At 61.0% G+C, this 17,262-nt stretch carries 4 protein-coding genes; 2 read left to right on the top strand and 2 right to left on the bottom strand.

Features of this window, described 5'->3' with window-relative positions:
* Positions 1-19 precede the first annotated feature (19 nt).
* The gene (locus HU730_RS02095; protein WP_186527771.1) at positions 20-847 is read right to left on the bottom strand and encodes a formyltransferase family protein; all 828 of its coding nucleotides are present in this window, start codon (positions 845-847) and stop codon (positions 20-22) included.
* Positions 848-1,048: 201 nt separating this feature from the next.
* Between HU730_RS02095 and HU730_RS02090 the strand changes: the two genes are divergently transcribed.
* Both HU730_RS02090 and HU730_RS02085 read left to right on the top strand, forming a co-directional pair.
* Positions 1,049-2,701 (top strand): cyclic peptide export ABC transporter, encoded by a 1,653-nt coding sequence (locus tag HU730_RS02090; protein WP_034127740.1) that lies wholly within the window; start codon positions 1,049-1,051, stop codon positions 2,699-2,701.
* 118 nt (positions 2,702-2,819) lie between these two features.
* The gene (locus HU730_RS02085; RefSeq protein WP_080757696.1) at positions 2,820-5,261 is read left to right on the top strand and encodes a TonB-dependent siderophore receptor; all 2,442 of its coding nucleotides are present in this window, start codon (positions 2,820-2,822) and stop codon (positions 5,259-5,261) included.
* Between the two features lie 145 nt (positions 5,262-5,406).
* Here HU730_RS02085 and HU730_RS02080 read toward each other — a convergent pair whose 3' ends face one another.
* Entirely contained in the window at positions 5,407-17,262 is an 11,856-nt protein-coding gene (locus HU730_RS02080) for a non-ribosomal peptide synthetase (protein ID WP_186527772.1), read from the bottom strand.

The following is a 17,262-nucleotide window of genomic DNA, read 5'->3' as shown; positions in this document are numbered from 1 at the left end:
AGGGTTCGCGCCCGCATGTTCAGCCTTGTCTGGCCAACAGCTCCAGGCCTTCATGCAGCGCCGGGAACAGGCTGTTGTTGAAGTTGTTCCAGCGCAACTCAAGGATGGTGTCCTCGGGCGAAATCTCGGTCTTGAGCACGTCGTGGAACACCTCTCCCGAGTCGATGCCGTTATCCACGTAGTGGAATGACGCACCGGTCCAATACAACGGCTCGCACGCCTGAGTCGCTTTGGTTGCCCAGTCGGTAATCGCCTGCCCACGTGCGCCGTACAGCGCATTCCAGGTGGCGTACGCCCCACGGCGCTCGTAAGGCGACTCGAGACGGGTGATGCCCGGATGAATGTTCATAATGCGCCGCGCAAACGTCGCACCCGGGCGCACCAGTTCGTCGAGGATCACCAGCAAACCATCCAGCACCACGATGTCAGCCTTCAACTCCACCAGGGTGTCATGCAGGCGACGCTCGAAATCCTGCTTGCCGGCGACATGTTCGGCGCTGCCTCGTGGCAGGCGACGATAGGTCGACGGCACGCTGAGCAGCAGGTCGTTGACCAACGTGCCCTGCACACGCAAGTCCGCCGGGTACAGCCACTGGCGACCCGGCTGGTAGGCGAAGCCGTAGTCCGCCACCAACTGCTGGTCCCGCGGGTTGTGCTCATCGTCGTCATACACCACGCCTACGAGGTTGTAAGCCTCGCCCAGCGACGTGTCGTTGAGCGAGCCCACCAGAAACTCCAGCACCGATTTCATATAGCGCTCGTGGTCTTTATAGGCCACCGGCTGCCCCGCCTTGTCGGCGGCGGCATTTCTCAGGGACCAGACATACACCAGGTTCTTTTTCGTCATGTGTTTCGCTCTCGCTCAAAGGGCCACGCACGGCATTGATACACGTGCGCCTACAGAACAAGAACGAACCAGGCCCCGGGCAATTTATCGCTCACTGCCACCGTCCGGCACGCCGCGCTAAATAGTCACGCCACAGCTTCGTTTGTCATGGGTAAGGGTCTGTGTGCCCAGCCCCCTCTTTTCACTTTCCGGGAAGTATTTATGACCGACCCCAAGCGCGGCGCCTTCAAAGGTTTGCTCGCATTGCTCAGGCCCTTTCGCACCATCGTGACGGTCTCCGTCGCCCTTGGCATGGCGGGCGGCCTGGCCATTACCTTGCTGTTGGCGACGATTAACAATGCCCTGCATTCGGCGGGGGGGATGACTCAGGGTGTGGTGTTGACCTTCGCCGCGTTGTGCGTGGTGGCGCTGGTCAGCTCGATCATTTCCGACATCGGCACCAACTACGTCGGGCAACGGATCATTGCCGCCCTGCGCAAGGACCTGGGTGAAAAGGTGCTGTCAGCGCCCATCGGGCAGATCGAGCAATATCGCTCTCACCGCCTGATCCCGGTGCTGACCCACGACGTGGACACCATCAGCGACTTTTCCTTTGCCTTCACGCCCCTGGCCATCGCCGCCACCGTTACCCTGGGATGCCTGGGTTACCTGGCTTACCTGTCCGTGCCGATGTTCCTGATGATGGTGGTCGCAATCATCATCGGCAGCGCCGTGCAATTCATCGCGGGCGGCAAAGGCATCCAGGGCTTCGATCTGGCCCGTAGCCACGAAGATGAATTGCAGCGTTACTACAATGCGATTGCTTCGGGAGCCAAGGAACTGCGCATGCACCGTCCGCGGCGGTTTCGCATGAACACCCACCGCATCCAGGAAACCGCAGACCGCATCAGCGATATCCAGGTGCGTTCAGTCAACATCTATATCCTGGCCAAGACCTTTGGCTCGATGCTGTTCTTCGTGGTCATCGGCCTGGCCCTGGCGATGCAGGCCTACAACCCCAACCCCGACCCCACGGTGATTACCGGCTTCGTGCTGGTACTGCTGTATATGAAAGGCCCGTTGGAGCACCTGCTGGGTTACTTGCCCGTGGTTGGCAAGGCGAAGATTGCCTTCGGGCGCATCAGCGAACTGTCGGAACGTTTTTCTTCGCCCGAGCCCCACTTGTTGATGGACGACAGTGAAGCGCCGAAGCCTGTGGTCAACAGCCTTGAACTGCGCGGCGTCAGCTACAGCCCGCCAGCGGTTGAAGGCAGCCAACCGTTCCACCTGGGGCCGATCAACCTGAGCATCAAGCAAGGCGATATCGTGTTTGTCGTGGGCGAGAATGGTAGCGGCAAGACCACCCTGATCAAGCTGCTGCTGGGCCTGTATCCACCTCAGGCGGGTGAGATCCTGCTCAACGGTACAGCGGTGACCGACCCAGAGCGCGACGATTATCGCCAGTTGTTTACCACCGTGTTTTCCGACTATTACCTGTTCGATGACCTGGTACAAGGCAGCGCCACCCAGTCCCTGGACAGCGCCACCAAATACCTTGAGCGCCTGGAAATCGCGCACAAGGTCAGCGTCAAGGACGGCGTGTTCAGCACCACTGACCTGTCCACCGGCCAACGCAAGCGCCTGGCCCTGGTCAATGCCTGGCTGGAAGAACGCCCGGTACTGGTGTTCGACGAGTGGGCCGCCGACCAGGACCCGGCCTTCCGCCGCATCTTCTACACCGAGCTGCTGCCGGACCTCAAACGCCTGGGCAAGACCATCATCGTGATCAGCCACGATGATCGTTATTTCGACATCGCCGATCATCTGGTGCGCCTGCGTGCCGGTCAGGTGGTGCATGAGATGGAGCCTGCATGAAGTACCGGAATAATTTTTTCCGGTTTTGCGAAGTAGGAACGTCTCACTAGTGGTAATGAGAACTAACCTCAATAAACACTTAGAATTGCCCACTTAAAACATAGAAGAGAAAGCATCCATGCCAGCACGACTCGGTCTCAGCCCCCTGAGCAAAGCGCTATCCATGCGCCGGGCCCTGAACATCAACCTCTTGCCCAGTGCCTTGGCGTTGGCTGTGTCGATGCCGATTGCAGGCTATGTGCAGGCCCAGGAGATCGAGTTGAATATTCCTGCGCAGTCGCTGGGGAGCGCACTGCAGGAATTTGGCCGCCAGACCAATGTGCAAGTGCTCTACAGCCCGGGCGATGTGCAGGGCAAGAACAGCCCCGCCGTCAAGGGCAAGATGCAGCCGCAGCAGGCCATAGCTGCATTGCTGGCCGGTAGCCAGACTACCTATAACCTCAACGGCAATACCTTGACCGTCACTGCTGCTGGCAGCGGTGGTGGGCTCGAGCTGAGCCCGACGCAAGTGACCGCCAACTACTTGGGCAACGTCACCGAAGGTTCTGGTTCCTACACGCCTGGCACGATTGCCACGGCTACACGTTTGACGTTGACCCCACGGCAAACTCCGCAGTCGATCACCGTGGTGACTCGCCAGCACATCGAGGATTTTGGCCTCAACAACATGGATGACGTGATGCGCCATACGCCGGGCATCACCGTTTCCGCCTACGACTCCGACCGCACCAACTACTATTCCCGTGGTTTTTCGGTCAATAGTTTCCAGTACGACGGTATTCCATCGACTGTGCGTAACGTCGGCTATTCGGCGGGCAACACCCTGAGCGACATGGCGATCTACGACCGTGTTGAAGTCCTCAAGGGCGCTACCGGCCTGCTCAACGGTGCCGGTTCCCTGGGTGCGACCATCAACTTGATCCGCAAGAAGCCAACCGCGGAATTCAAGGGCCATGTGCAATTGGGGGCGGGTTCCTGGGACAACTACCGCAGCGAAGTGGATGTCAGTGGCCCCTTGACCGACAGCGGCAATATCCGTGGCCGTGCGGTGGCTGCGTATCAGGACAAGAAGTCCTTTATGGACCACTACTCGCGCAAGACCGAAACCTACTACGGCATCACCGAGTTCGACCTGTCTCCCGATACCATGCTGACGGTGGGCTTCGATTACCAGGACAACATTCCACAGGGTTCCAGTTGGTCCGGCTCCTTCCCGCTGGTCAACTCCAATGGCAGCATCAACAAAATGCCGCGCTCCTACAACAACGGCACCACCTGGAGCTCGTGGGAGCAAAACACGCGTACCGCCTTTGCCATGCTCGAGCATGACCTGGGCGACGGCTGGGTGACCAAATTCCAGCTCGACCACAAGATCAACGGCTACCACGCCGATCTGGGTTCGATCCAATTCGTCCAGCCGGCAGCCGATGGCACCGCTGAGATCAACGGGCAGAAATACACCGGCGAGACCAAGAGCACCTCGGCCGACCTCTACGCCACCGGCCCTTTCAGCCTGTTTGGCCGCGAGCATGAACTGGTGGTGGGCGGCTCGATCGGCACCTCACGCTGGCAAGGCAAGGGGTACTGGTCGCCGGAATGGCCTGGCGGTAACAAGGTCGATTTCTATAACTGGAACGGCCATATCGCCAAGCCTATCTACGGTCCTGCCCAACAGCACATCGACGACACTATCCGTCAAACCGGGTATTACCTGACCGCGCGTTTCAACGTGATTGACGACCTGAACGTGATCCTGGGTGGGCGCGTGGCCAACTATCACGTGACTGGCAACAACCCTTCCTACAAGGAAACCGGGCGGTTCATTCCTTACGCCGGTGTGATCTACGACCTCAATGACAACTTCTCGGTATACGCCAGCTACACCGATATCTTCCAACCTCAGGAAAGCACCTATAAGGACCGTAACGAGAAGCTGCTGGAGCCAGACGAAGGGCAGAACTACGAGTTGGGCCTGAAAGGCGAGTTTTTCGATGGCCGCCTCAACACCAGCATCGCTTACTTCGAAGTGCATGAGACTAATCGCCCCATCTCGGATGACGCCTACAACAACCAGACACCTGCCCCGAACAACTGGGCGTTCAAGAGCTCCAAGGCCGTCACCAAAGGCTACGAAGCGGAAATTTCCGGTGAGTTGAGCCCAGGCTGGCAACTTCAAGGTGGCTACACCCACAAGATCGTACGAGACGAAGACGACAAGAAACTCTCCACCTTCGAACCCGAGCATCAGGTCAACCTGAACACCACCTACAAACTCAAGGGCGACCTGGACAAGTTCACCATCGGTGGCGGTGTACGCTGGCAGACCAAAGGTTGGAACGAGATCTGGAACGGGCCACTTGAGAAAAACCAGGACATCACCCAGGAGTCCTACTGGTTGGTGGATTTGATGACCCGCTACCAGGTCACCAAGAACCTGTCGGCTACCGTCAACTTCAACAACATCTTCGACAAGTCTTACTACACCAACGTGGGCTTCTATAACTCGGCCGCCTACGGTGAGCCACGTAATGTGATGGTCAGCACGCGCTGGGACTTCTGATTCCACGCGTCGATCGATCAAACGCCCGGTGAGCACCCCATGCTCACCGGGCTTTTTTTTGGGCGTGCAGAGATACTGGCGAAGAGGGATTGGAGCATAAAAAAACCCGGACACTGGATCCGGGTTTTTGTGATTGAGCGGCGGCTTACCTCAACGCCTCTACCAAACTGCTGATAAACACCGCGCTGTCGATAATGCCATCATGATCGGTCTCAATCATCACTGAGCGCTCGATGCGCCCTTGGCTGATCACCGTTGCCATTTGCTGCTCGATCAGGTCCTTGAAGCGCCCTGCCCGGCTCATGGACGCCCACCAACAAGTGACGGGCGCCTTGATCGGCTTGAAGTCAGCTTGCAGCAAACGCTCACTGAGTGCCCGGTCAACGTCCCAGGAAATCTGCGCCTCATTGCCACGCAGTAATTCATCCTTGATCACCGTGAAGGCTTCGCCCAAAGACTGTTCAGCCCAATTCACAAATTCCCGCCATTGTCCCGTTTCATCCTCGCTATCCCGTTGGCATTGCTGCCAGGCGTGTTGGATGGACTCGGCGAACTCAGGAAACATAACCCCCAGCAAAGCTGCGCGGCGCTCATTGGCTGAGATCTCGCGAGCGTTCTCGACCACCACTGCGTCCCAATAGGGTTTGACCCATTGCGGCGGCGCAGCGTCGATCCAGCCGACAAACTCCACTTCTCGGCCGGCTTGCTCCAGGCCGTAGGCGACCTCCATCGCCAGGTTGCCGCCCAATGACCAGCCACCCACGCGGAACGCGCCTTCGGGTTGGGCCACCAACAATTGCGCGGTGTAGTCTTCGACCATTACCTGCCATTGCGGCACCGTGGCGCCCTCTTCGGCCAAGGCACGACACATGACCCCGAACACCGGGCGCTGCTCGCGCAAGGCCAGGGCAATCGCGGTGTAGCAATGCACCGAGCCGAAGCTTGGGTGGAACAGGAACAACGGCGTGCCTTGCGTCTGCTGGTTGAGCTTGACGATCAACGAAGACCGGCTATTGCCCTGCAGGCATTTGACCTGTCCCGCCACAGTAGGGTTAAGCATCAGTTGGCTGACAGACAGGTTCACGCCGCTGACCTTGCGAATTCGCTCCTTGAGCATCAACACTCGCAATGAATGGCCACCGAGCTCGAAGAAGTTGTCGTTGAGCCCTACGCGCTCCACCTCCAGCACCTCGCTCCAGACCGCTGCGATTTGCTGCTCGATCTCGCTAACGGGCGCCTGGTATTGCGCGGCACCGTGAGCCTCTGGCTTGGGCAACGCCTTACGGTCCAGCTTGCCGTTCGGGCTCAACGGCATCTGCGCCAGTACCACCCACTGCGCCGGGACCATGTAGTCGGGCAACTGCTCGGCCAGGTGTGCAACCACCCCTGCCTTCCACTCTTCAAGGGGCTGTTGCAGCACCAGGTAACCCACTAGGTGGGTACCGTCCACCGCCAGCACCGCGGCTTCGCGGACATTGTCGAGCTCCAGCAGGCGCGCTTCGATTTCGCCCAACTCTATGCGCAGGCCGCGCAGTTTGACCTGGTGATCGATGCGCCCGGCATATTCAATCACGCCATCGTCGCGATAACGCGCCAGGTCACCGGTGCGATACACACGCGTGCCGCTGCCGAACGGGTCGGTCACAAACCGCTCGGCGGTAAGTGCAGCACGGCGGTGATAACCCCGCGCCAAGCCAATACCGCTCAAATACAGTTCGCCCAGCACACCCACTGGTGCAGGTTCCAGGTTGTCGTCCAGCACGTAGCAGCCCAGGTTGGCAATGGGTCGGCCAATGGGTATGGCGTCGCGACCTTCCTCGACACAGGTCCAATGGGTTACGTCGATAGCGGCTTCGGTAGGGCCGTACAGGTTGTACAAGCCGGCGTGGGGCAATTTGACGAACACCTGTTGCTGGGCATCCGCAGGCAACGCCTCCCCACTGCAAACGATGTGTTGCAGGCTCTGGCATGAAGTAACCGCCGCGTCTTGCAAGAACGCTTGCAACATGGAAGGCACGAAATGCAAGGTGGTGACCTGTTGCTCGTTGATCAGCCGTACCAGCCTGGCTGGATCACGATGATCGCCCGGTGCCGCCACTACCAGACGCGCGCCGGTCATCAGCGGCCAGAAAAACTCCCACACCGACACGTCAAAGCTGAACGGAGTTTTCTGCAACACGCTGTCGTGCGGCGTGAGCCCATATGCCTGTTGCATCCAGCACAGGCGGTTGGTCAGCGCGATATGGCGGTTGCCAGCGCCCTTGGGCTGACCGGTGGAGCCGGAGGTGTAGATCACATAGGCAAGGCTTTCGCCGTGCACCGGGATATTCGGGTTGTGGCTGCTGAAGGTTTCCAGCCAGGTATCGCCACATTCCAGCACCAGGGTTTGTACACCGGCGGGAACCGGCAGTTGCGCCAGTAGATGAGCCTGGGTCAACAGCAGTTGCACACCACTGTCCTGCAGCATGTAGGCCAGGCGATCACGAGGATACTCGGGGTCCAGCGGCACATAAGCGCCACCGGCCTTGAGCACCGCCAACAGGCCAACCACCATCTCCACCGAGCGCTCTGCCGCCAGCCCCACCAGCACATCCGGGCCAACCCCGGCCGCCATCAAGCGATGCGCCAGGCGATTGGCCCGGGCGTTCAACGCGCTGTAACTCAAGGCTTGCCCCGCGAAAATCAAGGCAGGTGCATCCGGTGTACGCAGCACCTGAGCCTCGATCAGCGTGTGGACCGCTTGATCCAGCGGGTAATCCACCGCAGTCGCATTCCAATCATGCAATACCCACTGCCGCTCGGCCTGCGCCACTGAGGGCAACGCGCCAAGGCGTTGACTGCCGTCACTGGCCAGGGCCAGCAGCAACTGCTGGAAGTGCTCGGCCAAGCGCTGGATATGCGCGCCGCTGAAAGCCTGGCGGGAGTAGTTGAACTCCAAGCCCAGTGTCTGGCCTATAGCCAACAACACGGTCAATGGATAGTGGGTCTGTTCCAGGCTGTGCACTGCGCCAAAACGCAGCCCCGACGGTGCCCCCTGCTCCAGCGCCTCAGACACCGGGTAGTTCTCGAACACCAGGATACTGTCGAACACCGCCTCTCCACCCAGCCCGGCCCAACGCTGGATCTCGAACAGCGGCGTGTGTTCATGCTCACGCAAGCCAACGTTCTGTTGCTGAAGTTGCTCCAGCCAATGGCTGACCGACATTTGCGCATCCGGCGTCGCCACCACCGGCAGCGTGTTAATGAACAAGCCGACCTGCTGTTCAATCCCACGCAGTTCCGCCGGACGCCCTGCTACCGTGGCGCCGAATGCTACGGTGGCTTGCCCGGTGTGGTGATGCAACAGCAACAACCAGGCGCCTTGCACCAGGGTATTGAGGGTCACCTTGTGACGTTGGGCGAAGGCTTTGAGGTGTTCGGTTTGCGCAGCATCCAGGCTCAAGCGATGCTCGCCATTGACCGCCTGGGCCGCATCCACCTCAGTCTCTACGGCACCGGCCAGGCGCGTGGGCGCCTGCAAGTTGACCAGTTGCGCCTGCCAGAACGCCTGGCTGACGGCTTTGTCCTGTGCCTGCAGCCAGCCGATGTAGTCGCGATACCGCCCGGTGGGCGCTGGCAGCGGCTCACCGGCATACTGTTGCAACACCTCGCCGAACAGCTGCGAACCACTCCAGCCATCCATCAAAATATGGTGATTGGTGTAGATCAGGTGGTAGCTCGTCGCCCCCGTGCGTACTAGCGTCAAGCTCAACAGCGGTGCCTGCTCCAGGACAAAACCCTGGGTGCGTGCCGACTCGGCCAGCTCATCCAGGGCCTGGTTGCAGTCCTTACGGGTCTGCCAATCCAACGCCATAAACGGCAGGCGCACCTGCTTGTAGACCACCTGCAAAGGCTGTTCAAGCTCCGCCTGCCAGACAAAACCGCTACGCAGGATCTCGTGGCGTTGCACCGCCACCTGCCAGGCCTGGTGGAAGCGCGCCACATCCAGGCCCTGCACATCAATGCGCATCTGGTTGATGTAGTCACCCGAACCTTCGCCGTACAGCGATTGGAACAGCATGCCTTGCTGCATGGGTGACAATGGGTACAGGTCTTCGACCTCAGCCACGTTCAGTGCCAAGCCATCCAACTGGTCCTGGGACAACCGCGCCAACGGGAAGTCCGACGGCGTCACGCCCTGATGCGCCGACTCACAACAATGATCAATCAGAGCCTTGAGTTCCAAGGCATAGTCGTCGGCCAAGCATTTGACGGTTGCTTCACCGAACATCGCCTGGCTGAAACTCCAGTTCAACTTCAGCTCGCCACCATAGACCTGACCGTTGATTTCCAGCCAGTTGCCCAAAGGTGCCTGCGGGCTTTGCTCGGCACCGCTGGCATCAGCGGTCGGCGTGAACAGTCCTGGCTGTTCGCCACTGTCGAAGCTGGCATCGAACTGCCCCAGATAGTTGAAGGTGATACGTGGCTGCGGCAAGGCCGCCAACGCCTGTTGCGTTGCGGCATTACCCAGGTAACGCAGGGCACCGAACCCCAGGCCCTTGTCGGGCACGGCTCGCAGCTGCTCCTTGATGCGTTTGAGGGAAGCAGCCAGGGAATCGGCCGGTACCAGTTGCACAGGGTAAAGGCTGGTGAACCAACCGACAGTGCGAGTCAGGTCGATGTCATCGAACAGATCTTCGCGGCCATGACCTTCAAGCCGGATCAACGTCGAAGCCTCGCCGCTCCAGCGCGTAATAACTCGCGCCAGGGCAGTCAACAGCAGGTCATTGATCTGGGTGCGATAGGCACTCGGCGCGTCGTGCAGCAAGCGCCGAGTATAGGTGGCATCCAGATGTGTGCTCACACTCAGGGCCAGTTGGTTGCTCAGGCTCGCCTGTGGATCGGCGCCCGGCAAACCGACCGGACTGCCCTGCAATTGCGTCTGCCACCAAGCCAGCTCGTGTTGTAACGCCGGACTGTGGGCGTAGGTCTGCAGGCGAGCAGCCCAGACGCGGGTGGCGCTGGTCTTGGCTGGCAGCGTCACAGGGGCGCCTTGGGCCAGTTGCTGATACGTACTTTGCAAGTCTTCAAGCAGGATGCGCCACGACACGCCGTCCACCACCAAGTGATGGATCACCAGCAACAAGCGCTGTGAACCGTCGGCCAACTGCGCCAACACCGCACGCAATAACGGGCCCGCGCCCAGGTCGAGGCTGCGCTGGGCCTCTTCGCCCAAGGCTTCAAGTTCTTCGACGCTGTTCAATGTGGTTTGCCATAGCACTTGTTCAGCCTGGTGCTGATCCGGACCACGGTAGGCCGCGCTCCAGCCCTGTGCGCCCTCGACAAAGGTGCTGCGCAAGGCATCGTGATGCACGATCAATGCCTGCAGTGCGGCCAACAACAGCGGTACCTGCAACGGCTGGTGCGGTTGCAGCACCGCAGATTGGTTCCAGTGATGACGCTGGGGAATCTCATCGGCAAAAAAACTGTGTTGCACTGGCAACAGCAGCAAATCGCCAGTCAGCGGCGACTGATCCATCTGCACCACACCGTCGCCTTCCCTCGCGACCGTCGCCAGGCTCTGCACGGTCTGATGCTGGAACAACTCTTTGGGCGTGAAACGCACACCGGCCTGGCGGGCGCGGCTGACCAGTTGAATCGAAATGATCGAATCGCCGCCCAGTTCGAAAAAATTATCATGCAGGCCCACCTGTGGCAGGCGTAGCACATCGGACCAGATCGCGGCGATCTTCTGCTCCAACTCGCTCTCGGGCGCCACATACACCTGCTGCATCTGGCTCACATCCGGCAGCGGCAACCCCTTGCGGTCGAGCTTGCCGTTAGGGGTCAGTGGCATACGCTCAAGGAACATCAAGTGCGTCGGCACCATGTAGTCCGGCAAGCGGGTTTTCAAGGCGCGCCGCAAGGTTTCGCGACCGTTTGATTGAGCGACAACATCACCCAGGAGCGTCGGGTCCAGTGGTACGACATAGGCCACCAGTTGTTTGCCGGTCGGCCCCTCCTGGGCCACCACCACGGTTTCACCGACACTGGCTTGCTCACGCAAGCGCGCTTCGATTTCCCCCAGTTCGATACGAAAACCGCGGATCTTCACCTGATGGTCGACACGGCCCAGGTAATCCACTACGCCATCCGGACGCCCGCGGGTCAGGTCGCCGCTGCGATACACGCGACTGCCGGGCTTGCCGAACGGGTCCGGCACGAAGCGTTCGGCGGTTAACGCCGGACGCTCCAGATAACCCCGGGCCACGCCCTCGCCGCCCAGGTACAACTCGCCGGCCACGCCGATAGGTTGCAGGTTCAGTTGCGCATCCAAGACATAACCGCTGCGGTTGCCCAGCAAGGTACCGATGGGTGCGTAGACAGCGCCGCAGGGATCACCTTTACGGGCCTTCCACAACAGCGGTGTGACCACGGTTTCCGTCGGGCCGTAGCCGTTGAACAGGTATTCAGGCTTCAGCGCGCGCCACGCCAGGTCATAGCTGGCCTGGGCCACCGCATCACCGCCAAAGCAGTACACCCGCACCGCAGGAGGGTTGCCGTCGCGCTCGGCATGTTCGGCCAACTGTTGCAGGTACACCGGTGGGAACACCGCCATGGTCACGTTATGGCGATGCATCTGCTCGTAGGTGTATTCCGGCAGCCACAGGCTGTCATCACGGATCAACACGCTGGCGCCGTTGATCAGCGGGTGCATCCAGCCTTCGTGGGAGCCGTCGAAAGCGAACGACATGAAGTGCAGCTCGCAATCGGCCGGCGAGGTTTCATAGCGCTCGCCGGTAGCGATGATATGCGCCACCAGCGGGCCGTGTGACACCGCCACGCCCTTGGGCAAACCGGTGGAGCCGGAGGTGTAGATCACGTAGGCGAGGTTGTCGCCGTCCAGCGCCACAGTCGGGGCCGTATCGCTGTAATCCGACCAGGCTTGCACCTGATCCACCGCCAAGGCGTCGAGGCCGTCCGGGATCGGCAACCGGTGTTGCACGGCCGAATGGGTCAACAGCAATTTCGAACGGCTGTCTTGCATCATGTACAGCAGGCGATCACGCGGGTATTCGATATCCAGCGGCACATACACACCGCCGGCTTTCATCACCGCCAGGAACGCCACCATGATTTCGGCACTGCGCGGCATGGCGATGGCCACCCGCACTTCCGGGCCGACGCCACGAGCGATCAGGGCATGGGCCAGGCGGTTGGCCTGGCGATCCAGTTCGCCGTAGCTCAGGGTTTGCGCGTCGAACTTCACCGCCACCGCAGTCGGGTTTGCCCGGGCGCGATCGGCAAACAGTTGATGCATCAGGCGCTCGGCCGAAAAGCCAGACTCCGTGCGGTTCCACAGTTGCAGGATCTGTTGTTGTTCGGTCGCGTCCAGCAAGCTTAACTGGCTGAGCTGCTGCCGTGGGTTGGCGACCATACCTTGCAGCAGGTTCTGCCAGTGACGCGCCATGCGTTGCACGGTGCTGGCTTCGAACAGGTCCTGGGCATAACCCAAGGTGGCCCATATACCTTCGGTGGACTCCTGAATATCCAGGTCCAGGTCGAAATGTGCGGTCTTGCTGTCCCAGTCCAGCCCTTCTACCCGCAGCCCTGGCAATTGGTGCTGAACCTGAGCCTGGCCGATGTCAGTCTGATGATTGAACATGACCTGGAACAGCGGGTTGTGGCTCAGGCTACGCTCAGGTTGCAGGGCTTCCACCAGTTGTTCGAACGGCAAATCCTGGTGGGCCTGGGCTTGCAGGGCGCGTTGCCGAACGTGCTGCAGCAACTGCTCGACACTCATCTGCCCATGCACATCCGCCTTGAGCACCTGGGTGTTGACGAAGAAACCAATCAAGCGCTCGGTCTCGCTGCGATTGCGGTTGGCAATCGGCACGCCGACACGTATTTCTTCCTGGCCGCTGTAGCGGTGCAACAAGGTCTGGAACGATGCCAGCAACAACATGAACAGGGTCACGCCCTGCTGTTGGGCCAAAGCCTTGAGCCCCTGGGTGAGTTCGGGCGCCAGCTCGAACGCCAGGCGCGCGCCGCGGTGGCTCTGCACAGCCGGGCGCTGATGATCGAACGGCAACTCCAGCACGCTCTGCTCACCGCCCAACAGTTCACGCCAGTAGGCCAGTTGACGTTGCTTCTCACCGGCGTCCATCCAGCTGCGCTGCCATACGGCGTAGTCGGCATACTGGATCGGCAGCGCCGGCAACTGCACGTCCTGGCCTTGGCTGTAACCGGCATACAACTGCACCAGTTCCTCGACCACCAACTGCATCGACCAACCATCGGAGACGATGTGATGCTGCACCAACACCAACACATGCTCGTCGGCGGCCAGGCGCAACAGCGTGACGCGCAGCAACGGGCCTTGTTGCAGGTCGAACGGCTGGGCGATCAGCGCTTGCACCCTGGCTTTGAGCTGAGCGTCATCGACATCAGCCTGGGTGATCGGCAAGGACATTGGCGGCTCAATCACTTGCACCGCGCCGTCGTGATCCTGGCGGATATGGGTGCGCAGGCTTTCATGACGCGCCAGCAAGCTATCGAAACTGCGTTGCAACGCAGCCAGGTCCAATTGCCCTTTCAGGCGCAGCGCGCTGGGAATGTGATACGCCGCGCTGTGGGGCTCCAGTTGCCAGAGAAACCATTGTCGCTCCTGGGCGTAAGACAGTGGCAACGGCTGCACACGCCCGGCTGGCAGTAGGGCCGGCGCCGTTGGCAATGGGCTCTCCTGGGTTTGCAAGGCCGCGACAAACGCCTCCAGCCGCGGGTGTTCGAACACGGCTTTGAGCGGCACTTCCAGGCTCAGGGTCTGGCGGATGCGTGACACCACCTGCATTGCCAACAGGGAATGCCCTCCCAGTTCGAAGAAGTGCTGGTTCAAGCCCACCCGTTCGGCCCCCAGAATAGCCGCCCAGATCGCCGCCACCTGTTGTTGCAACGGGGTGACCGGCGCTCGCCAATCCTGTTGTTCCACGCTGGCATCTGGCTTGGGCAGGGCCTGGCGATCCAGCTTGCCGTTGGGGTTGAGCGGCATGCGGTCGAGGAAGATCAGGTGCGCCGGCACCATGTAGTCCGGCAGATGGTCGCGCAAGGTGGCCATCAACTGTTCACCAACCTCGGCGCGCTCGGTTTCAGACAGCGTCTGCGCAGGCACCAGGTAGGCCAGCAGTTGGTTGTCGGCAGCCAGCAACAGCGCTTCACGCACGCTGTCCTGGGCCAGCAGCACGGTTTCGATTTCACCCAGTTCAATGCGGAAACCACGGACCTTGACCTGGTGATCGACCCGCCCGACATATTCCACCACACCATCGGCGCGATAACGCGCCAGGTCGCCGGTGCGGTACAGGCGCTCGCCGGATGGGCTGAACGGATCAGCGACAAAGCGCTCGGCGGTCAGGCCTGGCCGTTGCAAATACGCACGGGCCAAGCCATTGGCGCTGGCGATATAGAGTTCACCCACGGCGCCCAGCGGTAGCAGGTTCAGGTCACGGTCCAGCACATACAGGCCACGCCCTGGCAGCGCCCGGCCAATGGGGCTGGCACCGCCGGCGCCGACGGCGCTCGGGTCAGTGCAGTCCAGCACGCTGGAAACCACGGTGGCCTCGGTAGGCCCGTAGGTATTGAGCAAGCGCACATGGCCGAGCCCGGCGCGCTGCCACAACAGCGGGCCTTCCAACGGCATGGCTTCGCCACCGATATGGATCTGGCGCAAGGCACCATAGGTTCTTGGGCCTGCTGCCAGGCAATCTTGCAGGAACAGCTTCCAGTAGGCCGTGGGCAAGTCGGCCAGGGTAATGCCCTGGGCGATGATCTGCCGATACAGCTCGGCACCGTCCCATAACTGCGGGCCACGCAGTACCACGGTGGCGCCGAGGGTCAGGGCTGGATATAGCTGCTCGACGAAACCGTCGAAGTTCAAGGTGGCAAACTGCAGCACTCGGTCCTGGGCAACCAGCTGCGAGTAATCCGCCGCGATGCCAGCAAACTCACTCAGTGCAGCCTGGCTGATGGCAACCCCCTTGGGCTTGCCTGTGGAGCCGGAGGTGTAGATCACATACGCCAGGCTCTGGGGCTCGACATCAACCGGTAAATTACTGTCGGCACACAACGCCAACTGCGCCTGGACCCGGTCGATGTCCACCGCCAGCACCCGGGCCGGCAACGGCAGACGCCCATGCAGGTGGGATTGGGTTAACACCAGGCCCACATCACTGTCCTCAAGCATATGCGCCAGGCGTTCGCGGGGGTACTCAGGATCCAGCGGCACATAGGCCGCTCCTGTCTTGAGCACCGCGAGCAAGCTGACCACCATGGAAAAAGAGCGCTCCACGGCGATCCCCACCAGCCCTTGGGGGCCGACGCCCTGGGCCAGCAGGTAATGCGCCAGCCGGTTGGCCTGACGGTTCAGTTCTCCATAGCTGAGGGCCTGCTCATCCAGGGCCAGGGCCTGACGTTCCGGCTGCTGATCAGCCTGGGCTTCAAACAGCCGGTGTACAGCCTCAAAGGGGGTGACACCAGCCGGGGTGTTCCAGTCCTGGAGCATCCTGTGTTGCTCAGCGGCGCTCGCCATCGGCAGTTCGCAGAGGCGGCTGCGGGGTGCACTCACCACCGCCTGCAGCAGGTGCTGCCAATGTTGCGCCAAGCGCTCGATGGTGGCGGCATCGAACAGGTCGGTGGCGTAGGTCAGCGCGGCCCAAAGCCCGTCGGCGGATTCATGGGTGTCCAGGCTCAGGTCAAAATGGGTGGTCTGGCTGTCCCAGTCCAGTTCCACCACACGCAGGCCCGGCAACTGTTGGCCTTCGCGGCCGCCCTGGGCCTCGGTCTGGTGGTTGAACATCACCTGGAACAACGGGTTATGGCTCAAGCTGCGTTCAGGCTGCAATGCCACCACCAGTTGCTCGAACGGCAGGTCCTGATGAGCCTGGGCCTCCAGGGCGCGGCGTTTGGTTTGTTGCAGCAGCTCGGCAAAGCTCATCTGCCCGTCAAGGTCAGCCTTGAGTACCTGGGTGTTGACGAAGAAGCCGATCAGCCGCTCGGTTTCGACGCGGTTACGGTTGGCGTTCGGCACGCCAATGCGGATATCCGACTGCCCGCTGTAGCGATACAACAGGGCTTGGAACGACGCCAGCAGTAGCATGAACGCGGTCACGCCCTCTTGCTGCGCCAGGCGCTTGAGGCCCGCCACCAACGTCGGTTGCAGATGCACCTGCAGGCTTGCACCGCGATGGCTTTGCTGCGCCGGCCGCGGGCGGTCAAGCGGCAATTCCAGCACCGGTTGCTCGCCGCCCAGCAGGGCCTGCCAATACGCGAGTTGGCGCGCCTGTTCCCCGGCTTCCATCCAGCCGCGTTGCCACAGCGCGTAGTCGGCGTACTGGATCGGCAGTTCCGGGAGTTGCAGGTCATGGCCCTGGCTATGGGCGGCGTAGAGCTGTACCAGTTCCTCCACCATCACCTGCATCGACCAGCCATCGGAGACGATGTGGTGCTGCACCATCACCAGCACATGCTCATCCTCGGCCAGTTGCAACAGCGTCACACGCAACAACGGCGCCTGGTGCAAATCGAACGGCCGCGCCACCTCCTCTTCCACCCGCGCCATCAACTGCGCTTGGTCGACATGCGCCTGCTGGATCTGCACCCGCGCCTGCGGCATCACTGCCTGCCACAGACGTTCATCGTCCTCGACCAATTGCGTGCGCAAGCTTTCATGCCGGGCCAGCAGGCTGTCGAAACTGCGTTGTAACGCTGCCAGGTCCAAGTGCCCGTGCAAACGCAGGGCGCCAGGGATGTGGTAGGCGGTGCTGTCCTTGTCCAGTTGCCAGAGGAACCACTGGCGTTCCTGGGCGTAAGACAACGTCGGTGTGCCGCTGTCGTGGCGGGTGGGAGCAATCGGCAGTTGAGCGAAACTCATGCTCCGGCTTTGCAGGCGCTGGTAAAACTGCTGGCGCTGCTCCAGAGGCAAGCGAAGAAAGCGCGACACCAGGTCGATATTAGGGTTGGAAAGCAT

It is taken from the genome of Pseudomonas sp. SWRI22 (assembly GCF_014268395.2).
Lineage (GTDB): Bacteria > Pseudomonadota > Gammaproteobacteria > Pseudomonadales > Pseudomonadaceae > Aquipseudomonas > Aquipseudomonas paracarnis.
Note: the sequence above shows the minus strand (reverse complement) of the source record. Positions and strands in the feature narration are given on the sequence as shown.

Bases quoted from the DNA above. Each gene is read 5' to 3' on its own strand.
- HU730_RS02085 (WP_080757696.1), top strand. From the start codon at position 2,820: ATGCCAGCACGACTCGGTCTCAGCCCCCTGAGCAAAGCGCTATCCATG.
- HU730_RS02080 (WP_186527772.1), bottom strand. From the start codon at position 17,262: ATGCTTTCCAACCCTAATATCGACCTGGTGTCGCGCTTTCTTCGCTTG.
- HU730_RS02095 (WP_186527771.1), bottom strand. From the start codon at position 847: ATGACGAAAAAGAACCTGGTGTATGTCTGGTCCCTGAGAAATGCCGCC.
- HU730_RS02090 (WP_034127740.1), top strand. From the start codon at position 1,049: ATGACCGACCCCAAGCGCGGCGCCTTCAAAGGTTTGCTCGCATTGCTC.